Raw genomic sequence first — 22,726 nt, forward strand, 5'->3', positions numbered from 1 at the left:
GTTCACCGCGAGGTTCTCACCGGCCCGCTGAGTCGAGGGGTCTCAACCTGCCCATGTACTCTCACTGCGAAAGGTCTGCATGCCCGAATCGCTCTCTCGCCGCCACCTTCTGGCGCTCTCCTCCGGGGCGGCGTTTAGCGTACTCGCAACTGCCTGCGGCGCTTCCTCTTCCGATATTAAGGAGTCCACCGGTAAGGCGTCGGACGACTCGGTACCCGAGCCCACCGCTTCGACCAGCCCGACCTCGGCTGCCGTTTCTCGCAGTATTCGTCGCGCCGAGCCGCTGCCGGCTTCGGCGTTGGACGGTCGCGGCCCCGTGATTCTCCCCGACCGCTATTTTGAGCGCGAGGGTGTCTTCTCCTCCGGAACGCTCAGCCACCGCGCCGTCAACGTTCCCCGCCCCCGCAAACCCGAGGAGTTGGGTGAGCGCAGCGTCGAGGGTCTGCACTCGTTCCTGCAGTACTGGAGCGCCGCACAGAACTACATGTTCCTTACCGGCGACACCGAACCCTTCATGGATCTGCCCGGCCAGGAACGGTTCAACCACATGACCAACATGTACCGCGATATTTACCGCTACAACATCGGTTGGCTTGTGTCGAAGAGCAACGCTCCCCTGTGCATCAACCTGGACAGCGCCCAGCCGGTTCCCGTTTCGACGGCAGACGTGTACTGCTGGAAGGCCACGCTCAAGGTGGATGAGTCGGCGTTCCTCTTCAACCACGAGACGCTTCAGCGTGAGCTTCTCACCAAGGTGTACGGTCACAAGCCTCAGGCTGATGTCTACGTGTACTTTGGCGAGGAGGGTTGGCAGATGCTGGAGGATCCGCAGGCTTCCCCCAGCGCGATCGCCACTCCCTCGACCGGTTCGAGTGCTCAGCCAGCCCCTAACGCGACCCCCTCAGCGCAGGCCACGGCGAAGGCCACCCGATATCTTCAGGGCTCCAAGTAAATCCTCCCGTTGCAGGTGACATAGGGCACGGACGTGGGGGTTTATTTGTGTGCCGGGCGCGAACTCTATAGGCTTAGGGCTATACGGGCTTCGCGCCTGTGCTTCCTTCAGCATCGACGGGGGCATCGCGTGCGGGCCTCACAACACACCACCGATACTTCCGTTTCACATCATGTTCGAGGGGATCATCATGATTCACAGCCGCCGCCGCTTCTTCGCCGTCACGGGCACCGCAGCCCTGGGCGCGATGCTTGCCGCCTGCGGGTCGAAGAGCACTTCGACGGCCACCGCCTCCGCCACCGCCTCCGCCACGATTGCCGGCGCGTACGATAACCTCTCCGGCGAGCTGAAGTGGACCAAGTTCGTTCCGGGCCACGGCGCCTCCGCGATCAGTAGCACCGACCCGACCACCGGCGAGGTGTACACGATCGAGCCGACCGCGGGCCCGGCTTCGGTGGATGCCAAGGCGAGCTCGGTGCCGATTCCCATCGAGGATGAGACCATGTACGACAAGAACGCTCGCGGCCTGCGCGCGACCTTCGCGTACTTCGCGGCGGCCGTGAACTATGCGCGCACCACGGGTGACACGGGTCCGGCCCTGCAGGTTGTGCATCCCGACAACGCCCCGCAGCGCGCCTCGCTCGAGAAGCTACGCGCCTTCTACGCACCGGGCACGAACTGGCTTGTGGACGGCGGCTGGACCTACCGTCTGACCGAAAAGCAGCCGGTTACGCGCGGCACGAAGTACTCGTGGGCCTGCTCGGTGACGCAGGAGCACGGTCTGGTGGTGGAAAAGGCCACCAATACGACCAAGCCTCTCGAGAACACCGAGGCGCAGGACATCACGGCCCTCTACGCCGAGTACGACGAAGAGGCGAAGCGCTGGACGGTGATTTCGGCGCAGCAATACGATCCGTCGATGACGCCGAAGCCGACGCACACCTCGCGCCCGCAGCCCTCCTCGACCTACACGCCGACGGTGACCGATGACAGCACCGCGGCGGCTCACACCGGTTCGGGTTCCAACGCCGGTTCTGGCGCCAACGCGGGTGGTTCCGCGCGAAGCGGTGCGAATACCGGCGCGCAGAACGGCACGCCCCAGAACGGTGGTGCACAGAACGGTGGTGCCCAGAACGGTGGTGCACAGAACGCGCCGGCCCCCGCCGGCCAGGGTGGCGCTCAGAACGGCGCGGCTAACACCGGCGCCCAGAATGGTGGTGCACAGAACGCCCCCGCCCAGAATGTTGCGACCCCCGCGGCTCCGGCCGGTCAGCAGAGCGCTGAGGCCCCCGCCCAGCAGAATCCGGCCCAGCAAAACCCGACTCAGCAGAACCCCGCGGCTCCGACCGCCGGTGGTGCCGCGGATCATCCTGCGGGCGATGCCGCCGCTGCCAACCCCGCTGCGGCCGAGGCTCCGGCGGCTCGATAGCCCGCCGAGAGGACGAACGAGCGAGTGGTCCGCAAGTCCCGGCCACCCCACCGACGTTACACGGGTCGGAGTGTGGATGGACCCGAGCCTACGATGGGCGGCATATCACCCCCCGCGCGTTGGTGATGTGCCCGGCCGCGGGTGCGCGTGCGCGTTATACTTAGGACTGTCTCGTTCGACGACGATTCGGTACGGCCATCCGGCATCTCGCGCCGTCGGCGACGGGCTTTCCTCTCACTCCTTCACTCCTCTCGTACGAGAGTTTCACGCGAAAGGTACTCCGTGGCACTTTTCCCCCATGCCTCCGGGCAGTCCCCCCGTTCCGCGTCCGGTCTGAGCCGACGAGCCGCCCTGCGGTATGCCGGTGTTGGCGTTGCGGGCGTGTCGCTGAGTGCTCTGCTGGCCGCCTGCGGTGGTAGCTCCAACCCCTCCGCGTCGGCTGACCCCGATGAGCCGGTGGTGACTCCCTCCGCGTCGGCTCGCACCGATTTTAGCGGTGAGGTAACCTTCGATCACTTCGAGTCCAAGGGCGAATTCGTGGCGGCCACGGAGTCTGCCCCGGCGCAGAACGTGCCGGTGCCCAAGCGTCCCGAGAGCGCGGCGCAGAACTCGATGCAGGGCCTGTACGATTCAATCGGTTTTGTCTACGCGGCCATCAACTACCTGGTGCTGACCGGTGACCCCGCTCCCCTGCGCGAATCGAAGGTCGATGAGAAGTTTATTTCTTCCCTTTCGATGTTCATGGACGAGGGCAACGCAAGCACCCAGGCACGCGACTGGTACGTATCGCCGAAGGTGACTCTGAAGGCCTACACGGCCCTTCCGACCCTGGTGAAGAAGAGCGTTCAGTGGACCTTCGACTTGGTGATTGATCTGGGCCCGACCATGGTCTTGGATGGTGCCCCGGTGTCGATTTCCGAGAAGGAACGTCGCATTGAGCGCGGTCTGGTTGTCACGGGCGTGCGCCAGGAGAACGACTGGGCTCTGACTATCCAGGACGAGTACGAGGTTCAGGCCTCGGCGCCGGCAAGTGGCGGCGCGGGCTCGCAGACCGGCGGTAACGACGGTTCCGGCAACAGCAACACCGGTAGCTCCGGTGGTAGCGGTTCCGATGATAAGCTCTAAATCTTTGCCGAATGGCGCCCATGCCCTAACCTGCCCGTCGGGTTAGGGCATGACTTCTAGTCGGGGCCTGTAATTATGGATCATTCCGTCACGCCCCCATACCCCATCTACGTGAGGTGTATTTCTGATGACTTTTCCTTCCGATTCTTCCGTTTCCCCCGCGTCCGCTCGGGTTTCGCGCGGTGTCTCCCGTCGTTCCCTCATTCACGCGGGTCTGGGCCTTTCGGGGTCAGCCGCCGCCGCGCTCCTGCTGAGCGCTTGCGGTTCCTCAAATTCGGGGTCGCAGAGAAGCGGTAACCAGGGCGGTAGCCTTTCGGGCTCGAAGTCGAGCGCTAACCCGAACGGTTACACCGACGACGGTAAGAACTACTCCGGAACGGTGGAGTACACCCACTTTGAGGGTGCTCTGGACTATGAGCCGGGCACCGTTGATCATCCGCCGCGTAACGCGCCTAAGCCGCAGGTGACCGACGCGCTTTCGATGAATACGGTGACGGGTTTTCACGAGGCCATTGCATACTTTGCGGCGGCGATGGATTACCTGGTGAAGACCGGTAGCACTGAGGCGTTCTCGACGGGTATCACCCTGGCTTCGAAGACCCGATCCGAGGTGGACGCCCTCTCGGCGTCGATTCTGGCGGGTGTTGAGAAGGGCTCCTGGTACGTGAACCCCTCGGCTTCTTACGCTCTTTCGAGCGCGCAGCCGTCCATCATGAGTGACGGCAACCTGCTCTTCAAGGGTCAGTACACCCTTGACTTTGGCACGGAGGCGGTGGCCGAGGGCAAGGTGCAGCCGGTGGTTGCTTCTGCGAGCGCCTCCGCATCGGCCGAGGCTACCGAGCCTTCCGAGGACGCGCTGGTTTCCGGTGAGGCTACCACGGCTTCGGCTTCTCCTTCCGCCGCGGGCCCTGCTTCTCAGGTGACGGTTCAGGAGTGCGACTTCCGCGGACGCTACCACGCCGATTCGAAGACGTGGGAGCTGAGCGTTGCGTACGGTGCCGCGCTGCAGGGAGGTGCGGCTTCGGCTTCTGCCGGTACCCCTGCGGGTTCGGCCAGCGCCTCTGCGGGTTCCGCCGTGGAGAGCTCCGCGGCGGGCTCTCCTTCCGCTTCCTAGCTCGAGCCAGCCCTGGCCAGCCCTAGCCCGGATTGCGTCCCGCGTTCGTGAGCTGGTTCGCCGTTTGGCCGGGCTTTCGTTCGTTCCTCGCCGAACGAGATACTTCTCACGCGGCCGCGTCTTCGGGCCGGTCTGGACTCTGTATTGAGGCGCGTTTGCGGTTAAACTGGTTGCAATCACCGAATGTTTGAAAGGTATCACTATGTCTGAGATTCTGACCCGCCGCGCGGCGCTGGGTGTGCTGGGCGTCAGCTCCATGGCGCTACTGGCGGCCTGCGGTTCGAAGGCTTCCTCCGAGGCCTCCGCATCCCCCTCTGATTCCCCCTCCGCTACCTCCGAGACGACTGCTTCGGCTAGTGCCTCCGAGACTGCCTCTCCGAGCGCTTCCGCTTCGCCCTCGGCGAGCGCATCGGCGACCGCAACGAACTCGCCGCTACCCAACGACGATAAGGACTACCGCGGTGTAGCAAAGCTGGAGAAGATGGAAGACCACGGTGAGTACCAGCCGGGTAACGCTGAGCACCCGCCGCAGAATGTTCCCTCCCCGGTCGTGCCGGAGACCATGCACCAGAATTCGGTGGCCGGTTTTGCCTCGGCGCTGGCTTACTTTGGTGCGGCGTTTGAGTACCTGCTGCGCACCGGCGATATGCACTACATGAACGAGGTCAGTACCGACCAGGAGACCCTGGCCGCGATGAAGAAGTACGCAGATTCCACCAAGTCCGGTATTGATGCGAAGAAGACCTGGTACGTGAACCCGACCGCTACCCTGACCATTGAAACCAAACAGCCGGTTCTGGCTCAGGGTGCGTACAACTGGACCGTGACCCTGAACGTGGATCTGGGTGAGAAGCTGTTCAAGGACGGCAAGGAGCAGACCGTGGCGGCTGATAAGCGTCACGTGAAGATGTTCGGTGAGGCCGTGGGCCGCTACCTGAACAATAAGTGGGACCTCCACATGGACATCAACTAGTCGGTTTGCCCTCGCGTTTGTCCTCGCTCTCGGACCGGTTGTTCACTCGAAGGATCGTTCCGGGGGCGCTCCGCGGATGCGCTTTTTGGGCCGTCCGCGGAGTGTATGTGAGAGGTTTGCGCCCTCCGTAACAGGAGCCGTAACGCGAGCCGCAAATATTTTTTCATCCAGTAGCAATAAAATGGCCCGCCTAGACTTGCGGTGAACGGGGTTCACCACTACTCTTGTATACAGAGGTTGTCTTTTTGGGCTACATAATGTTTCAAGAAAGCACCGCGCATTCTCCGTGAGGGAGGGCCTTTAGGACAAAGGTGAGGCGCGGTGCTTTTCTTTTTGCCCACTCAAGGTACCCGCCGAGGTTCCGGTCACGGCATAGGTTGAGGCGACGCATCCAGCGGAAGCCTCGAGGGATCCGGCGTGGAGGCACCGCCGGGGCACCCCGTTGATGCGCGCTCGTGCAGGCTTCCCGGTCACGAAAAGTCATGTTACGAACTGTGACCGCAGGTTTAAACCTGCCGCCGCCGAGTAGTAGAGTGTCCACGTACCCAAATTATTCACTGGGGAGGCCCAGCTATTCCGGTAGTCCCCTCCCCCATGCTCAGAAGGAGCACCTCCATGGCAAAGATTGTCAACAGCATCGTCGAGGCTATCGGCGAGACTCCCCTGGTCCGCCTGAACCGTCTGGACGAGGGCCTGCCCGGTAACGTCGCCGTCAAGCTCGAGTTCTACAACCCCGCAGGTTCCGTCAAGGACCGTATCGGCCGCGCCATCATCGACGCCGCCGAGGAGTCCGGCGCTCTGAAGCCCGGCGGCACCATCGTCGAGGGCACCTCCGGTAACACCGGTATCGCCCTGGCCATGGTCGGTGCGGCTCGTGGCTACCGCGTCATCCTGACCATGCCCGAGACCATGTCCGCTGAGCGCCGCGTCCTGCTGCGCGCATACGGTGCGCAGATCGTGCTGACCCCCGGTACCGAGGGTATGCGCGGCGCTGTGGAGAAGGCTAAGGAAATCGTTGCCAACACCGAGAACGCTATCCTGGCTTCGCAGTTCTCCAACGAGGCTAACCCCGCCATTCACTACAAGACCACCGGCCCCGAGATTTGGGAAGCAACCGACGGCAAGGTCGACATTTTCGTGGCCGGCATCGGTACCGGTGGCACCATCTCCGGTTCGGGTAAGTACCTGAAGGAGCAGAACCCCAACATTAAGGTTGTCGCCGTGGAGCCCAAGGACTCCCCGCTGCTCTCCGAGGGTCGCGTTGGCCCCCACAAGATTCAGGGCCTGGGCGCCAACTTCGTTCCCGAGACCCTGGACCGAGGCATCTACGACTCCGTGACCGCCGTCAGCGCTGAGGACGCTATGCGCACCTCCCGCCAGCTGGCCACCCAGGAAGGTATCCTGGGCGGCATCTCCTCCGGCGCGGCCGTCTGGGCAGCTCTGGAAGAGGCCAAGAAGTCCGAGAACAAGGACAAGCTGATCGTGGCTATCGTTCCCGACTTCGGTGAGCGTTACATCTCCACCGCCCTCTACGAGGACATCCGCGGCTAGTAGACCCCGGTCTTCGGCCCCCGTGGGGCCGCCGTCTAGAACAGTACGCGGTGTTCGACGCTCCGTCCCGGTTGCACGCCGGGGCGGAGCGTTTGCGTTCCCCCGCGATGCTCCCCCGCTTAGGGCCCGCCCGAGCCCGAATATTACGTTCCGCACGCAATTGTGACCGAGATGTTAAAGAGAGCGCTCACTATGACGACGACAGAGTTCGGGAATAGGTGAATGAGCACCGTTGTTGGTACCTTTGGAAAGGTCGCACACACAGAGCACGACCGTTGAGGGAAAGGGAACCCCATGAGTTTTATTGCGCGCCTGCGTGAAGATATTGAGAACGTCCGCCAGCACGACCCCGCTGCCCGTGGCGCTGTCGAGATCGCTCTGAACTATTCGGGCATGCACGCCATCTGGGCGCACCGCCTCACGCATAAGCTCTGGCAGAAGGATGAGACGAAGGCGCTGGCTCGTACTCTCTCGCAGTTTGCTCGTTTTCTGACCGGCGTGGAGATTCACCCGGGCGCCACGATTGGCCGCCGCTTCTTCATCGATCACGGCATGGGGATCGTGATTGGTGAGACCGCTGAGGTTGGCGACGACGTGATGCTCTACCACGGTGTGACCCTGGGTGGTCGTTCCTTGGAGAAGGTGAAGCGTCACCCCACGATTGGTGACCGCGTGACCATTGGTGCCGGCGCGAAGGTGCTGGGGCCGGTGGAGATCGGCTCCGATAGCGCGATTGGTGCGAACGCCGTGGTCGTCAACGATCACCCGGCCGATTCGATTATTACCGGTATTCCCGCGAAGCACCGCCCGCGCACCCCCGAGAAGAAGAAGCCCCTGGTGGACGCCGTGGCGTACATCGACCCGGCGATGTGGATTTAGAGCTCCTCCCCGCTTTCTGCGCCCGTAGCGGCGCGTTGAGAGGCTCCCTGCGGTGCTCTTCGGCGCCGTGAACAACGGCGCATAGCCGAGACATCAAGAAGACATAGCAAAGGCCCGCCCCGACCGGATGTGAAATCCGGCCGGGGCGGGCCTTTCGCGGTCAGCTACGGGAGCTTAGTGAACGTGGATATCCGCTGCGTTCACCTCGGAACGGTCACCGCTCCACATGGTGTGGAAGGCGCCCTCTTCGTCGATACGACCGTAGGTGTGCGCACCGAAGAAGTCGCGCTGGCCCTGAATCAGGGCGGCGGGCAGGCGGTGGCGGCGCAGGCCGTCGTAGTAGGACAGGGCGGAAGCGAACACCGGCACGGGGATGCCCAGTGCGGTTGCCTTAGCCACCACGCGACGCCAGGAAGGAACGAGCTCCTCCATGAGGTTCTTGAAGGCGGGTGCCAGCAGCATGTTCGCGGGTGCTTCGCCTGCGTAGGCAGCCATGATGTCGCCCAGCAGCTCGGCGCGGATGATGCAGCCTGCACGCCACAGCGATGCGATGGTGTCCAGCTTCAGGTCCCAGCCGTACTCCTTGCCTGCGCGGGTGAGCAGGTCCATGCCCTGTGCGTAGGCAACGAGCTTGGATGCGAAGAGTGCGCGGCGCACGTCCTCAACGAACTCGGGGTCGCCTGCGCCCACACCGGTGGTGGCAATCAGGCCGGCGGGCAGCTCGCGCTGAGCCTGCTCGCGCTGCTCACGATCGACGGAGGACAGGGCGCGGGCGAAAACGGACTCTGCGATGGCGGAGACGGGGGAACCGAGGTCCAGGCCGGCCTTAGCGGTCCACAGGCCGGTACCCTTCTGGCCGGCGGCGTCAACGATTACGTCGACCAGAGGCTTGCCGGTCTTGGCGTCCACCTGTGCGAGCACCTCGGAGGTGATTTCGATCAGGTAGGAGTTCAGCTCGGTCTTGTTCCAGGCCTTGAAAATCTCTGCCTGCTCGGCGGGTTCAATGCCGGCCACGGAACGCAGCAGGTCGTAGGCCTCGCCAATCACCTGCATGTCGGCGTACTCGATACCGTTGTGGACCATCTTCACGAAGTGGCCGGAGCCGTCGGTGGAGATCCATGCGCAACAGGGTGCGCCGTCCTGGGGAGCCTTAGCGGCAATCTTCTCGAGCATGGGGCCGATGTGCTTGTAGGACTCGGCGGAGCCGCCGGGCATCATGGAGGGGCCCCAGAGGGCGCCCTCTTCGCCGCCGGACACGCCGACGCCCACGAAGTGCAGGCCCTTCTCGGCCAGTGCGCGCTCGCGGCGGATAGTGTCGGGGAAGTGGGAGTTGCCGCCGTCGATGATGATGTCACCCTCGTCCAGCAGGGGGGTGAGCTGCTCGATCACGGAGTCGACGGGTGCGCCCGCCATCACCATGATCAGGATGCGGCGGGGAGATTCGAGGGAGTCGACGAGTTCCTGCAGGGACTCGGTGCGGATGAAGTCACCCTCTGCACCGTGCTCGGCGAGCAGGGCGTCGGTCTTCTCAGCGGAACGGTTGTGCAGTGCCACGGTGTAACCGTTGCGTGCCAGGTTGCGGGCGAGGTTTGCGCCCATGACAGCAAGGCCGGTAACACCAATCTGTGCCTTCTTGTTTTCAGTCATGTATATAAGGATACGCGCTGAGGACAGGCTATATACAGGTAGAGTGTACTTTTAAGCCCTGATGGGCTGTTCTTCTCACTCTTGGAGAAATGCACCGGGGCACGCATCGGGATACGCGCAGGGGAATACGGCCCGGGTGGGTAAACCGCTGAAGGTAAACAAAACCCCGGTACCGTGCGGTACCGGGGTTAGCTGTGGGTCCTACCGGGATCGAACCGATGACATCCACGGTGTAAACGTGGCGCTCTACCAGCTGAGCTAAAGACCCGTAGTTCTTACTGAGCGAATGTCAGCCGAACACAAGGTAATACTATACAGACCGGCTTCTGGGTACGCAAACCATCTAAGCGTGTTATACATCTCACCGTTTTTGACCGGCTCGCGAACCAGGATTCATTGCGTCCTACTCAACCCCACACAACCCCACGGAACACAACACCTTCACCCCAACCAAAATCCCGGTAAAAAGCGGTACTTCGCGGCAATTCCATATCACCCGTTTTCCCTTGATATATAGGTTCACTTAGACCTTAACACCCCCTCTTTTGAGCCCCGTTTTCAGCAATGATACCCAGAGCGCGAAACCAACATCACAAAAACATCATTTTGATGCCATGAAGGTCATTTTTAGGTCTAAAATAGTAGAGAAAGAAGCGCAGCAGGTCTAACGGTCTGTCGCGCTTAAACATAGAGATGATTCAAACGACGCAGAATCGCGTCATGAACCATCTGAACAACCGCACAGAAGAGAGGTTGGATTAGTTTGGCTAACGTACCGAACGAGCACTCCCTGAGCACCCTTCTCGATGGCCTGAAGGACATCGACGTCGAAGAGACCCAGGAGTGGGCTGAATCCCTCGAAGACCTGATCAAGACCCACGGCACCGAGCGCGCAGAGTACATCCTCCGCGCACTGCTCAAGGAAGCTGGCGAGAAGGGTGTTAAGATCCCGACTCTAGTCAAGACCGACTACATCAACACCATTCCCGTTGATCAGCAGCCCGAGTACCCCGGCGATGAGGAACTCGAGCGCCAGTACCGCGCATGGATCCGTTGGAACGCAGCAATCATGGTGCAGCGTGCCCAGAAGAAGGGCATCGGCGTGGGCGGTCACATCTCCACCTTCGCGGGTGTCGCTGACCTCTACGAAATGGGCCAGAACCACTTCTTCCGCGGCCGTAACCACCCCGGTGGCGGCGACCAGGTGTTCTTCCAGGGTCACTCCTCCCCCGGCGTTTACGCTCGCGGCTTCGTTGAAGGCGTCCTGACCGAAGAGCAGATGGACGGCTTCCGCCAGGAGAAGACCAAGGGCGCAAACGGTATTCCTTCGTACCCGCACCCCCGTTGCATGCCCGAGTTCTGGCAGTTCCCGACCGTTTCCATGGGTCTGGGCCCCCTGAACGCTATCCACCAGGCATCCTTCAACAAGTACCTGCACAACCACAAGATTAAGGACACCTCCGAGCAGCACGTCTGGGCATTCCTGGGCGACGGCGAGATGGACGAGCCCGAGTCGCGTGGTGCACTGCAGCTGGCTGCAAACGAGCACCTGGACAACCTGACCTTCGTCGTCAACTGCAACCTGCAGCGTCTGGACGGCCCCGTTCGCGGTAACGGCAAGATCGTTCAGGAGCTCGAGGCATTCTTCCGCGGCGCAGGCTGGCACGTCATCAAGGTCCTGTGGGGCTCCGACTACGACGAGCTGCTCAAGAAGGACAAGAGCGGCAAGCTCATCCAGCTGATGAACGAGACCCTCGACGGTGACTACCAGACCTTCCGTGGCGAAGACGGTGGCTACATCCGCGAGCACTTCTTCGGCAAGTACCCCGAAACCAAGGAACTCGTTGCAGACCTGACCGACGAGCAGATTTTCAACCTGCGCCTGGGTGGCCACGACGACAAGAAGCTCTACGCAGCCTACAAGGAAGCTATGGAGACCAAGGGCAAGCCCACCGTCATCCTGGCACAGTCCATTAAGGGTGCGGAGCTCGGCCCCTACTTCGAGGCACGTAACTCCACCCACCAGATCAAGAAGTTCACCATGGAAGCACTGAAGGGCTTCCGTGACCACCTGAACATCCCCATCTCCGACGAGGAGCTGGAGAAGGATCTGTACAACCCGCCGTACTACCTGCCCGAGGCAAACCACCCGGCACTGCAGTACATGCAGGCACGCCGCAAGGAACTCGGCGGTTACATCCCTGGCCGTGCAAACACCCAGCCTGAGATTACCCTGCCCGAGTCCAAGGTCTACGCACAGACCAAGAAGGGCTCCGGCAAGCAGACCGCTGCTACCACCATGGCGTTCGTCCGCCTGATGAAGGACCTCATGCGCGTGAAGGGCTTCGGTCACCGTATCGCCCCCATCACCCCCGATGAGGCACGTACCTTCGGTATGGACTCCTTCTTCCCCTCGGCTAAGCTGTACAACCCCAACGGCCAGAACTACGTGCCCGTTGACCACCAGCTCATGCTCACCTACACCGAGTCCCCCGAGGGCCAGATCGTTCACGTGGGTATTAACGAGGCAGGCGCAACCGCTGCATTCATCGCTCTGGGTTCGTCCTACGACACCCACGGCGAGCCGATGATCCCGATTTACATCTTCTACTCGATGTTCGGCTTCCAGCGCACCGGCGACGGCTTCTGGGCTGCTGCCGACCAGATGTGCCGCGGCTTCGTCATCGGTGCAACCGCTGGTCGTACCACCCTGTCCGGTGAGGGTCTGCAGCACAACGACGGCCACTCCCCGATTCTGGCCTCCACCAACCCGGCCTTCAAGATCTACGACCCGGCATACGGCTACGAGATTGCTCACATCGTGGAGCGCGGTATCGAGCAGATGTACGGTACCAAGGACGAAGACCACAACGTCATGTACTACCTGACCGTGTACAACGAGCCGATTCACCAGCCTGCTGAGCCGGCAAACGTTGACGTTGAGGGCATCATCAAGGGTATCCACAAGATCAGCGAGTCCCCGCTGACCTCCGGCCCCAAGGCACAGCTGCTGGCATCCGGCGTTGCTGTTCCGTGGGCTGAGAAGGCTCAGAAGCTGCTGGCTGAGGACTGGGGCGTCTCCGCAGACCTCTGGTCCGTCACCTCGTGGACCGAGCTGCGCCGCGACGGCGTTGCCGCTGAGGAAGAGGCTCTGCTGAACCCGAACCAGCCCGCTCGCGTTCCCTACGTGACCCAGAAGCTGGCAGGTGCCGCTGGCCCGATCATCGCGACCACCGACTACACCTCGGATGTTCCCGACCAGATCCGCCAGTTCGTTCCGAACGACTTCGCAACCCTGGGTGCCGACGGCTTCGGCTTCGCAGACACCCGCCCGGGTGCACGTCGCTTCTTCCACATCGATGCAGAGTCGGTTGTTGTCCGCACCCTGCAGATGCTGGCAAAGCGCGGCGAGGTTGCAGCAGACGTTCCCGCGAAGGCATTCGCTAAGTACGACCTGCTCAACGTGAACGCTAACTCCGAGCTGGAGCAGCACTAAGCATTTAGCGGTAGAACCCCGGTTCTGCGTTAGAAGCTAAACGACGCCCCCGATTGATGATTCATCAACCGGGGGCTTTCGTGTTTTAACTCAACTGCATGTTTTAACTGATGTAGCCCGGAGGTAACGACTATTACCTCCGGGCTAAATCAGTTATTGGGGCACCGGTGAGGCTAGCCGGCGAAGTGGCCGGTCACCTCCGCCAGACGCGTCGGATTCACCAGGTCAGGGTGCGTACCCTCCAGCAGCACCGCACGGAACGACGACGCATGCGCCGACCACCCCTCCGCATCCAGGTACGGCTGATCCTCATGCGGCACACCCACCAGCAACACGTCTCCTTCAAAGAACGCCTGCTCAGCACCACGCATCAGTGCCGCCGAAGCACGCATACTACCCAGGCACACGCCCAGCTTCTCCTCCGGTAGGTAACCCATCGCCGAACCCGCCCGCTGCAAACGCTCCAACGTACCCGGCAGGTCAAGCCGCTCATCGGCGGCAGGCTCCGGCAAACCGCCCATACGCAACAGCGCACGGAAGCTATCCTGCTCATCCGGCGCAGGCACGCCCTGCCACTGCTCCGAAGGATACGCGTCCAACAGGATGACGCGCTCAACCTGCGCACCCGCAGCCTGCGCCAGAGCCGCCACCTGCACCGCGGCAGTACCGCCCACAGACCAGCCCATCAACGCAAAACGACGCGGCAACGAACGCTCCGCCAGAGTCTTCTCAATCAGCTTCAGGTAGCCCTCAGCCAGCTCCTGCAGGCTCGACGCAAACCCAGCCTGCGGGTCAGAGAACGCCTCAGCCTGCACAGCATACACACCCTGCTGAGCCGGAAGATGCGAGAGGTACCCCGCATAGCACCAGCCCAAACCACCCGCAGGCGGCAGGATAAACAGCGGCGCGGGGGCATCGGTAGTATCGGGAACAACGGGCTGCTCACGCTGAGTCACAACGTGTTCGCGTAGGGGCAGAACCGGCGCGAACTCGGCACCCTCGCCGCGCTCGCCCGCAATGGACGCCGCCAAAGCCTGCACGGTCGGATGTGCAAACAGCGCACCAATGCTCACGCTCAGGCCCAGCTGCTCCTCAACCGCGGCAATCACCTCAAGAGCCGCCAGCGAATGACCACCCGAGGCGAAGAAATCCTCATCCACACCGAAACGCTCACGACCCAGCACACCGGCAATAATCGAGCACAGCTGCTGCTCCAGCAGACCGTGCGGGCCCTCGGCATCGGAAGTCTGCGGGGTCAGGTCCAGGGACGCCAACAGCTTGCGATCCGCCTTACCGGAGGGGCTCACCGGCAGAGCAGGCAGGGTATGCCACAGGGTCGGAACCATGTAGTCCGGCAGAACCTGCGCGCAATGCTCGCGCGCCGCCTCCACCAGCTGCTCGGCACGCTCAGCGGGCACATCGCCGACCTCCAGCACCGCCGCCAGGGCAGGCTCACGCAGGCCGCGGTACAGCAGAGCCACCGAAGCGCTCACACCCTCAACCGCGGCAAGAGCCATCTCAATATCGCCCAGCTCCAGGCGCTGACCGCGCACCTTAATCTGATAGTCCGTGCGGCCGCGGTAGCCAATGACGGCGCGACCATCGGGAAGAATCTCCCAGCACGCCAAATCGCCCGTACGATACAGGCGCTGACTCTCACCGTTCAGCAGCGCGAGCGCACCGGCAGGAGCCTGCTCCACGAAAGCCGCCGCGGTCGCCTGCGGGTTGTTCTTGTAGCCGCGCGCCAGCTGCACACCCGACAGGTGCAGTTCACCCGTCACGCCCACCGGCACGGGGTGGCCGGTCGGGTCAAGAATCAGGGTGCCGGTGTTCCAGACCGGCTCGCCAATGGGCACGCTCTCGCGCTGCGGGTCGGTGGAGGTCTCCCAGAAGGTCACGTCCACCGCCGCCTCGGTCGGGCCGTACAGGTTCAGCGGGTACACGCCCAGGACCTCGCCCGCAGCCTGCACCTGGTCCTTCTGCAGCGCCTCACCCGAGCAGACCACGTAGCGCAGGGGCTGCTCTCGGTCCTGACCGAAGCCAGCATCAGCCAGGATGCGGCGCGCCGCCGGCGAAGAGGTCAGCGCCGACAGCATGGTCGGCACAAAGTGCACCGCCGTGACAGACTGCTCGGCAATCACGCGCGCCAGGTAGGCGGGGTCGCGGTGACCCTCCGGGGCGGCAATGACCACGGCGGCGCCCTCGGCGAGAGGCCAGTACAGCTCCCACACATGCACGTCAAAGGAGATGGGGGTCTTGTGCAGAACGCGGTCGCCCTCCTCCACCGGAATCTGGTGCTGCTGCCAGCGCAGGCGGTTATCAATCGCGCGGTGGCTGATGGCAACGCCCTTAGGCCTGCCCGTAGAGCCGGAGGTGAAGAGCACGTAAGCGTCCTCGTCCAGGCCGGTTTTGACGCCCGGAAGCTCCTCTGCGGCGGGTGCAGAGGAGGGAGCCCGGGTGGGCTCCTCTGCGCTCAGCAGCGGCAGGGTCTGCTCAGACAGTACGTACTGGGGCAGATTTGCGTGACGCTGCGGTTCCTGCGGGTTCAGCTCTTCCGCGCTCAGCGGCTGCAGACCGGGGCCGTGCAACAGCAGGGAACATTCGGCGTCCTCCATCATCACGCCCACACGCTCGGCGGGCAGGTCAGGAAGCACCGGCACGTAGGTGGCGCCAGCGTACAGCAGGGCGTACAGCGCCACGTACTGCTCGGCACCGCGGTGCACACGCAGACCCACCGCGTCGGAAGGGCGAACGCCCCAGTCCAGCAGCTGCGCGGCAAGCGCACGGGCGCGCTCGTCCAGCTCGGCGTAGGTGAGGGCGCGGTCAAAAGCGTAGGCGCGCTCCGACTCGGGGGTGAGCACCTCACCGGGCGCGGGGGCAGAATCCAGCACGGCGAGCGCCTGCGGATGCGCCGCCACCGCATCACGGAAGCGACCCAGCAGGGTCTTGTACTCCAGCGGGTGGTCGGTAAGCGCCGGGGCGGTCAGCTCGCGCAGGGTCGCAAGCTCCGCCTCGGTCGCCAAGCCGAGATTGTTCAGGGAGGCGTCCTCGCGCTGCGCCTCCGCCGCGTAGGCGGGTAGCCACTCGCTCAGGCGGGCGGCGTGACGTTCCAGCTCCTCAGCGGTGTAGAGCGCCGGGTTCATGTCAATCTCGCAGGAGATGCTGTTGCCGCGGCCGGGCATGCCGCGCAGGGTGAAGGTCGCATCGGCAACCGGACCGGCAGAGATATTGTGAATGCGCGCGGTCGGTACCGCGGATCCGGACTCGTCCTTGGAGGGTGCCGCCAGCGGCAGCACCGCGTCAAAGGGCACCACGTTAATCTGCGCACCAAACAGCCTGGACTGGGCATTACGCGCGGTACGCTCGAGGTCTTCCTGACGAGCCAGCGGATGCTCCGCGTTGCGGGCGTACTGTTCCTTCACTGAGTGCAGGGACTCCGCGATAGGGCCGGTCGCCGCAACCTGCACCGGCAGCACGTTCACCGCGGTACAGCCGGTCTGCGCGCTCACCGTGCCCAGGGCGCGAGTCGCCTCCGGCAGGGTGCGGGCGAACATGCGGTTCATCTGCGGCACGCCGAACGAAGCCTGCGGGTAGCCGCCCACACGCGCCAGGTACGAGCCGACGGCGGCGGTCGCCAACACGGGCCAGGAGACGGCGTGCTGCTTTGCCGCATCCAGTAGAGCCTGCTGGGTGGGCGTATCAATGCTGAACGCCAGGCGCACAGACTGCGCCGACGGGGAGGCGGTACGGCCCGCCAGGGAGGTGTCTTCCTGCTCCAGGGCGCCGCTCGCCTCCCAGAAGGCGACGTCTTCGTCACGGGCGGTGGAGGCGGCATCGTCGGCATCGAGCAGCTGCTGCAGGCTCATGCGGCGGGTTGCCGGAACCGGCTGACCGGCGGACAGGGCACGGTATATCGCCGCCACGCGGGAGAGGCCGTTGAACGCGGCAAACCCGTCGGCAACCACGTGGGAGAAGGAATGGTACACCCAGAGGAACCCGCCGTAACACGCCACTGCGCTGCGCACGGTCACGCCCTCATCGGTGGCGAGGGGCTGGGCGAGCAGGCGCTGCGCCCAGGCGCGCACCGGCGCGGGCAAATCAGAGTCAGGCAGGTCAGAGGCATTCTCCTCCCCCGCCTCCGCGGTGCTGGCCTCGGCGGTGCCGTTCAGCTCGCTCTCATCCAGTTCACCCCCGTCCACGAGCAGGTCAATACCCGCAAGGAACACCTCAAGCGGCAGAATCTGCTGGGAGGCGGCACCATCGGCGATGCGGGTGCGCACGCGGAAGCCCTCGTTCTCGCGGTAGAGCTGTTCAAAAGCCTCACGCAGCAGGGCGAGGTCGGTATCTGCGGGGCATTGCAGAACCTCCGCGGTGTTGTAGCAGGGGTTCGTCGGGTCAATCGCGGCGGCGAAGTAGATGCCGCGTGCGTTAGTGGTCAGCGGCAGCCAGGGGCTGTCAGCGCTGTGCTGTGCGGAGGGGTTCGCGGCGGTGCGAAGGTCGGAAGCAGTCCCGAATCTAGCGGGTGCGGTAGTATCAGCTACGCCCATGGTGGCCTCTCAAGGTCTGGAACAGGGGTCTGGATTAGGGATGAGGTGTGTGTGAAGGTGGGGGGGGCTCCCCCCCCGCCATTCTCAGCTGAAATCAGCCGAAACGGTGAAAGTAGAACACCGAAAGAACACCCCGGGCACCCGCCTGCAATACCGGCAGGCAGGCACCCGGGGTGCGGTAAGGCTTAGCCCAGGCGGGAGACGATGAACTCCACGGTCGGGTTCTCCACCAGCTCGGTAAACTCGATGACGGCGCCCTCGGCAGCCAGGTCATCGAGCAGGGCGAAGGAACCCATCGAATCCAGGCCCAGCGAGAACAGCTCGGTGGTCGGCTCGTCGAACGCGGCCTGCAGGGAATCGGGCTCGACAATGTACTTCGCCAGGATGGGGCGCAGGGTCTCGGTTGCGGACATTTTTCTCCTCTTCGGGGTCGGTCGGGATCGGTCAAAATCCCTCAAAGAAACGGGGCGTAGCCGGCTTAGCCGAAAAGTGCCTAGCCGAAAATTTCGGCAAGCTTGGCGCGCAGTTCGCGGCGAGAAATCTTACCCACGTTCGTGGTGGGCAGCTCCTGCAGAACCTGCACGCGCTCGGGAATCTTGAAGTCGGCGAGCTTCTTCGAGGTGAAGAACTCGTGCATCGTGCGGCGCGGGTTTTCGCCCAGGTCGGCGCCTTCCTTCGGCACAATGACCAGGCCCACGCGCTCGCCCACGGTTTCGTCCGGGATGCCCAGAACCACGGCGTCAAAAACGTCGGGGTGGGTCAGCGCCAGCTCTTCAATTTCGTCCACGGCAATCTTCTCGCCGTTGCGGTTAATCTGGTCCTTCGCGCGGCCGGTCACCTCAAGGTACTTGCCGGCAACCAAGCGCACAATGTCGCCGGTGCGGTAGAAGCCGTCCTCGGTGAAGCCGTAGCGGTTCGCGTTCTCCTCCAGGTAGTAGCCGCGAATCGTGTACGGGCCGCGGGTGAGCAGGTGGCCGCTCTCGCCGCGCTTGACCGGCTGGTCCTGATCGTCAACAATCAGGATTTCGTCGTCGGGGCTAATCGGGTAGCCCTGGGTTCGCAGGCGTAGCTCAATCATGTCGGTCGAGCGGGTGTAGTTCACCAGGCCCTCAGCCATGCCGAACACCTGCTGAACGGTGCAGCCGAGCACGGACTCAATCTTGCCCGCAACCGCCGGTGCCAGCTTCGAGCCGCCCACCTGCAGGGTCTGTAGGGACGGCAGGGACACGCCGCGCTTCTCCGCGGAGGCGACCCACGCCTGAGCCAGCGGCGGCACCAGCGCGGAGGTGGTCACACCCTCCATCTCGATGAGGTGGAACGCGGTCTGCGGGGACGGATCCGCCGCAAACACCAGCTTGCCGGAGGCGCACATGACGCCCAGGATGCCGGGCGAGCTCATCGTGAAGTTATGCGCGGCGGGCAGCACCACGAGCATGGTCGTGTTGTTGTTCAGCTTGCAGATATCCACCGAGCCGCGCACCGAGTACAGGTAGGCGGCGTGGGTACGGGGAATCAGCTTCGAAATGCCGGTCGTACCGCCGGAGAGCTGCAGAAACGCCACCTGCTCGCTCGCGAGGGTCTTCTCGGTGTTCTGGATGACGCCGGGCACGAACTCTTCAGCGAGCTCCTCTTCGGTCAGCGGGGTCAGCGGCTCGGCAACGTCAATAGCAACCGGCGGCTCCAGGGAGTTCTTGCGCAGCTCGGCGGCAACGTCCTCGTGCAGTGCAATGAAATCCGTGCCGGGGGTCAGCGAAGAGAACACGTGCGCCGCCGCATCGGTGCGGGTCGCGAAGTGCACGAGCTCGGTGGTGCGGTGCTGCGGCAGGCAGAACACCGGCAGCGCCGCCGCCCAGAAAATACCCAGCAGGTACACCAGGTACTCGGCGGTGTTACCCAGCTGCAGCAGCACGCGGTCACCCGGCTGCACGCCCGCCTTCACGAGGCGCGCCGCAGCGGCACGGCCTGCCGCCTCCAGCTCACCGTAGGAGAGGCGAATCTGCTGGGGCTTACCGTTCTCATCGAGCTGCGCGTGCGAAAGCGCCACCAGCGCCGGGAAGTGCGGCTTCGCGCGGCAGGCGTCCAGCAGGAACTCGGGAATGGTCTGGTCAATCCAGTAGCCGGCCTCGCGGTACTTCGCGGCAAAAGACTCGGGGATGAGCGGTGTGGGGGCCAGGGGGCTACGTTCTACGGTCATCTTCTCTCGATTTCTGTGTTTCGGTCTTCAGGGTGTTCTCTACGATGAGCACGATGCGGGACGGGGCTGTCTTTACGAGGGTGCAGCCCTACGCGGCTTGTCGCAGGTCTTCCTCGCGGTCCTGCTCGCTGCGTTCAATATTCCGCTGATGAGCATCAATGATACGTTCCAGGGCCGGCACAATGGCACCGCGCCAGCACGCATAATCGTGACCACCGTTGAAGGTCGTGCAACGCGCATTTTCCAGGCCCAGCTTTTCCAGACGCGCCTTCAACTCACGGTGAGGCGGTACCAGAATCCACTCCTGCTCCCCCACCTCAATCTCAAGGTACAGGTGGCGCAGACGGTCAATCTCACCCGCCGCCTCCAGCTCGTCCAGGCGGTCCATGACCTGCGGCTGCCACAGCGACGAGGACTGCGCAATCGCGCCGCCAAACGCCTCCGGGCGGCTCAGAACCGCTAGCAGGGAGGACAGACCACCCAGCGACTGGCCGTTAATCACAATGTTCTGCGGGTCGGTCTTAATACCGTGCACCGCCTCCAGGTGCGGGAACGCAATATCCACCAGGTAGTCGGCAATCGGGTTGTCGCCGTTCAGCTCCTTCCAGCGGTTCTCACGGCCGCCAGAGTGCAGGAAGAACACGTGCATCGCCGGAATACGGCCCGCCTCGTGGGCGCGGTTGAGGGTGCGCTCCATGCCCTGGCTGAACCACATCTCACCATCAAATTGGATGAACAGCGGCGCGTCCGGGGCGGGGTCGCCCACGCGGCCGAGTACGTACTGGTGGCCGTCAGAGGTCTGCATCCACTCGGGGGCGGGCAGCGCGTCAATCTCTTCCTGAGTCAGGATGAACTCCTGCACCGGCGCGTGCTCAAGCTGCACCACACCCATGCATCGACCGACGCGGTTGCACACGGTCTCGGGGTTCAGCGGGTCGCCCTCACCGGAATCCAGGGCGGCGCGCAGGCGCACCTGGTCGTCATCGCCCAGCCAGACGGGACGCTCCCCCGGCAGCGCGGGCAGGAAGTTGTAGGAGGCGCGCCAGGTGGTCTTCATCTGCATGCTCAGCTGCCACCATCCGGTGCCTTCGATGCGGCTCATGAGGGAGCGGTCAAGGTTCTTCTCATCGGTGAGGCGGTTGATGAACATGAGCACCTGCTCCGCCTGCTCGTTGAGGTACAGGAAGGTGACGATGCGCTCGTTCTCGTTGACGGTGCCGTCTTCGCGGTACACCGGCTCGATAATGGGGGTGCCCTCGGAGACGACCTCGACGATGCGGGCGTTCAGCTCTTCGGGGCTCACGGCCTCGGCAATCAGGGCGGTGATGAGGGGACTGTCTACACGCGGTGCCGGCTCGGGGCGCGGGGTCTTGGGAGGGGTCGGACGAACCTGCTGTGCGGAGGCCTTCTCGGCGGCCTGCGGGGTGGCGGTCAGCGTGGTGTCTGCCGGGGCGGTGTCAGTCTGCGTGGTGGTTGCGCTCTCCATGGTGCTTTCGGATTCGGGGTCGTGCGGTCCCTGTCCATGCCTCCTCATCGGTGATATTGCGCGTGAGCAACGTAGCGTGATGTAGTACTCCTTTAGCGGTGAGGAGGAACATCAATATTGGTTAGCCTCCCCTACCTCACTCTATGGTATCCCTAACCCAAACCTGAGCGAAATAGCGAACAAAAATATGACGTCATCTGAGAGAGAAAAACGCCCCGAAAGAGCCGCGGGGGCAATCGCATAGGGCACAGAAACAAATAAGGCACCGAGACCGTGCATCAAACGCAACAATGTACGCCTCATGCGGCAGTCTCGGTGCCTTACTCAGGGGATTCCCATGAGAGATGGAACCTACCCAGTGCTCGGGTCCGTTCATGCGTCAAAGACGGGCGAGCACCGGGTAGGCGCCCTACGCGCGGGGGATCCTGGGTCCCTCAGATCCTCTCGCTAGCTGCAGAGCGCAATGCCCGGCTTTTCCTCCCGTATAGATACGGGTGGCGCCAACTCCCACGCGGCTTAGGGGCGAAAACTATTCGCTTTCGCGGGCCGCCGAAATAGCGTCGGCGGCGATATGGATGTCCTGGTGTTCCTTCGGAATCACCAAAGGAGTTCCAGTACACGGATCAGGAATAATGATCGATTGAAGATCAAAAACTTCCTGAATTAGTTCCGGTGTAATTATTGCACGAGGATCACCTTGAGCGATAATCCGTCCCTGCTTCATTAACACAACATGAGTAGCATACCTGAAAGCGAGGTTCAGGTCATGCAACACCACGGCAACAGTTCGACCCTCGGCGTGCAATTTCTTGGTCAGGTTCAGCACTTCAATCTGGTGCGTGATGTCCAGGTAGGTCGTCGGCTCATCGAGCAGAATCAGCGGGGTCTGCTGCGCGAGGGTCATGGCGATCCACACGCGCTGACGCTGACCGCCCGAGAGCGCCTCAATCGGACGCTCCGCAAGTTCCAGGACGTTCGCGGCCTTCATCGCCTCCACGCAGGCCTGCTCATCCTCCTCGGACCAGGAACGCAGCAGCGATTGGTGCGGGTAACGTCCGCGCGCCACCACATCCGCCACGGTCACGCCGCTGGGCGCCTCCGGGGTCTGCGGGAGCATCGCCAGAATCTTGGCGATGGCCCGGGACTTCATCTGCGGCAGCGGCGTGCCGTCCAGGCGCACCTCGCCTTCCTTCAGCGGATTCACGCGGGCCAGAGCTTTCAGGGTCGTCGATTTACCGCAGGCATTCGGGCCCAGGATAACGGTCAGCTCACCCTCGGGAACCTGAAAGTCCACCCCGTTGAGCACCGTGTGCTCGCCGTAGGCCACCACCAT

Annotated in this window: 14 protein-coding genes and 1 tRNA gene; 8 read left to right on the top strand and 7 right to left on the bottom strand. The window is 63.3% G+C overall.

The window, feature by feature from the left end:
• Positions 1–79 precede the first annotated feature (79 nt).
• From HMPREF2944_RS08065 to epsC, 7 genes are all read left to right on the top strand, one after another.
• The gene (locus HMPREF2944_RS08065) at positions 80–952 is read left to right on the top strand and encodes a DUF6318 family protein (protein WP_070682268.1); all 873 of its coding nucleotides are present in this window, start codon (positions 80–82) and stop codon (positions 950–952) included.
• 190 nt (positions 953–1,142) lie between these two features.
• Positions 1,143–2,381, top strand: coding sequence for a DUF6318 family protein (locus tag HMPREF2944_RS08070; protein WP_246826299.1), 1,239 nt, complete (start codon positions 1,143–1,145; stop codon positions 2,379–2,381).
• Between the two features lie 282 nt (positions 2,382–2,663).
• Positions 2,664–3,506, top strand: a complete 843-nt coding sequence (locus HMPREF2944_RS08075) for a DUF6318 family protein (RefSeq protein ID WP_049333164.1) — start codon at positions 2,664–2,666, stop codon at positions 3,504–3,506.
• A 127-nt stretch (positions 3,507–3,633) separates the two neighbouring features.
• Complete coding sequence (locus HMPREF2944_RS08080) at positions 3,634–4,620, top strand: DUF6318 family protein (RefSeq protein WP_070682271.1); 987 nt, start codon at positions 3,634–3,636, stop codon at positions 4,618–4,620.
• Positions 4,621–4,822: 202 nt separating this feature from the next.
• A complete protein-coding gene (locus HMPREF2944_RS08085) occupies positions 4,823–5,593 on the top strand; it encodes a DUF6318 family protein (protein ID WP_070483929.1) in 771 nt (256 codons plus the stop codon).
• Positions 5,594–6,208: 615 nt separating this feature from the next.
• Positions 6,209–7,144 carry a cysteine synthase A gene (gene cysK / locus HMPREF2944_RS08090; protein WP_049343414.1) on the top strand — a complete coding sequence of 312 codons (936 nt, stop codon included), beginning with the start codon at positions 6,209–6,211 and terminating at the stop codon, positions 7,142–7,144.
• 294 nt (positions 7,145–7,438) lie between these two features.
• Complete coding sequence (gene epsC / locus HMPREF2944_RS08095; protein WP_049343415.1) at positions 7,439–8,023, top strand: serine O-acetyltransferase EpsC; 585 nt, start codon at positions 7,439–7,441, stop codon at positions 8,021–8,023.
• Between the two features lie 174 nt (positions 8,024–8,197).
• On the opposite strand, the gene gndA is transcribed toward epsC, so the two are convergent.
• Both gndA and HMPREF2944_RS08105 read right to left on the bottom strand, forming a co-directional pair.
• Positions 8,198–9,670, bottom strand: a complete 1,473-nt coding sequence (gndA, locus tag HMPREF2944_RS08100; RefSeq protein WP_070682274.1) for an NADP-dependent phosphogluconate dehydrogenase — start codon at positions 9,668–9,670, stop codon at positions 8,198–8,200.
• Positions 9,671–9,865: 195 nt separating this feature from the next.
• Positions 9,866–9,938, bottom strand: a tRNA-Val gene (locus tag HMPREF2944_RS08105).
• Positions 9,939–10,433: 495 nt separating this feature from the next.
• On the opposite strand from HMPREF2944_RS08105, the gene aceE reads away from it, so the two are divergent.
• Positions 10,434–13,166, top strand: coding sequence for a pyruvate dehydrogenase (acetyl-transferring), homodimeric type (gene aceE, locus HMPREF2944_RS08110; protein WP_049343417.1), 2,733 nt, complete (start codon positions 10,434–10,436; stop codon positions 13,164–13,166).
• Positions 13,167–13,339: 173 nt separating this feature from the next.
• On the opposite strand, the gene HMPREF2944_RS08115 is transcribed toward aceE, so the two are convergent.
• The 5 genes from HMPREF2944_RS08115 to HMPREF2944_RS08135 form a co-directional block, all read right to left on the bottom strand.
• On the bottom strand, positions 13,340–17,713 hold the full coding sequence (locus HMPREF2944_RS08115) for a non-ribosomal peptide synthetase (RefSeq protein WP_210398464.1): 4,374 nt from the start codon (positions 17,711–17,713) through the stop codon (positions 13,340–13,342).
• 185 nt (positions 17,714–17,898) lie between these two features.
• Positions 17,899–18,126 (bottom strand): phosphopantetheine-binding protein, encoded by a 228-nt coding sequence (locus HMPREF2944_RS08120; protein WP_070682277.1) that lies wholly within the window; start codon positions 18,124–18,126, stop codon positions 17,899–17,901.
• Positions 18,127–18,206: 80 nt separating this feature from the next.
• On the bottom strand, positions 18,207–19,907 hold the full coding sequence (locus tag HMPREF2944_RS08125; protein WP_070682280.1) for a (2,3-dihydroxybenzoyl)adenylate synthase: 1,701 nt from the start codon (positions 19,905–19,907) through the stop codon (positions 18,207–18,209).
• 88 nt (positions 19,908–19,995) lie between these two features.
• Positions 19,996–21,393, bottom strand: coding sequence for an enterochelin esterase domain-containing protein (locus HMPREF2944_RS08130; RefSeq protein ID WP_239663139.1), 1,398 nt, complete (start codon positions 21,391–21,393; stop codon positions 19,996–19,998).
• Positions 21,394–21,922: 529 nt separating this feature from the next.
• On the bottom strand, positions 21,923–22,726 hold the full coding sequence (locus HMPREF2944_RS08135; protein ID WP_070682546.1) for an ABC transporter ATP-binding protein: 804 nt from the start codon (positions 22,724–22,726) through the stop codon (positions 21,923–21,925).

Origin of the sequence: Rothia sp. HMSC072E10, from assembly GCF_001813965.1 — a bacterium.
GTDB lineage: Bacteria > Actinomycetota > Actinomycetes > Actinomycetales > Micrococcaceae > Rothia > Rothia mucilaginosa_A.

Coding starts and splice junctions, on each gene's coding strand:
- HMPREF2944_RS08065 (WP_070682268.1), top strand. CDS start 80: ATGCCCGAATCGCTCTCTCGCCGCCACCTTCTGGCGCTCTCCTCCGGG.
- HMPREF2944_RS08070 (WP_246826299.1), top strand. CDS start 1,143: ATGATTCACAGCCGCCGCCGCTTCTTCGCCGTCACGGGCACCGCAGCC.
- HMPREF2944_RS08080 (WP_070682271.1), top strand. CDS start 3,634: ATGACTTTTCCTTCCGATTCTTCCGTTTCCCCCGCGTCCGCTCGGGTT.
- HMPREF2944_RS08085 (WP_070483929.1), top strand. CDS start 4,823: ATGTCTGAGATTCTGACCCGCCGCGCGGCGCTGGGTGTGCTGGGCGTC.
- cysK (WP_049343414.1), top strand. CDS start 6,209: ATGGCAAAGATTGTCAACAGCATCGTCGAGGCTATCGGCGAGACTCCC.
- epsC (WP_049343415.1), top strand. CDS start 7,439: ATGAGTTTTATTGCGCGCCTGCGTGAAGATATTGAGAACGTCCGCCAG.
- gndA (WP_070682274.1), bottom strand. CDS start 9,670: ATGACTGAAAACAAGAAGGCACAGATTGGTGTTACCGGCCTTGCTGTC.
- HMPREF2944_RS08115 (WP_210398464.1), bottom strand. CDS start 17,713: ATGGGCGTAGCTGATACTACCGCACCCGCTAGATTCGGGACTGCTTCC.
- HMPREF2944_RS08120 (WP_070682277.1), bottom strand. CDS start 18,126: ATGTCCGCAACCGAGACCCTGCGCCCCATCCTGGCGAAGTACATTGTC.
- HMPREF2944_RS08125 (WP_070682280.1), bottom strand. CDS start 19,907: ATGACCGTAGAACGTAGCCCCCTGGCCCCCACACCGCTCATCCCCGAG.
- HMPREF2944_RS08130 (WP_239663139.1), bottom strand. CDS start 21,393: ATGGAGAGCGCAACCACCACGCAGACTGACACCGCCCCGGCAGACACC.
- HMPREF2944_RS08135 (WP_070682546.1), bottom strand. CDS start 22,726: ATGGTGGTGGCCTACGGCGAGCACACGGTGCTCAACGGGGTGGACTTT.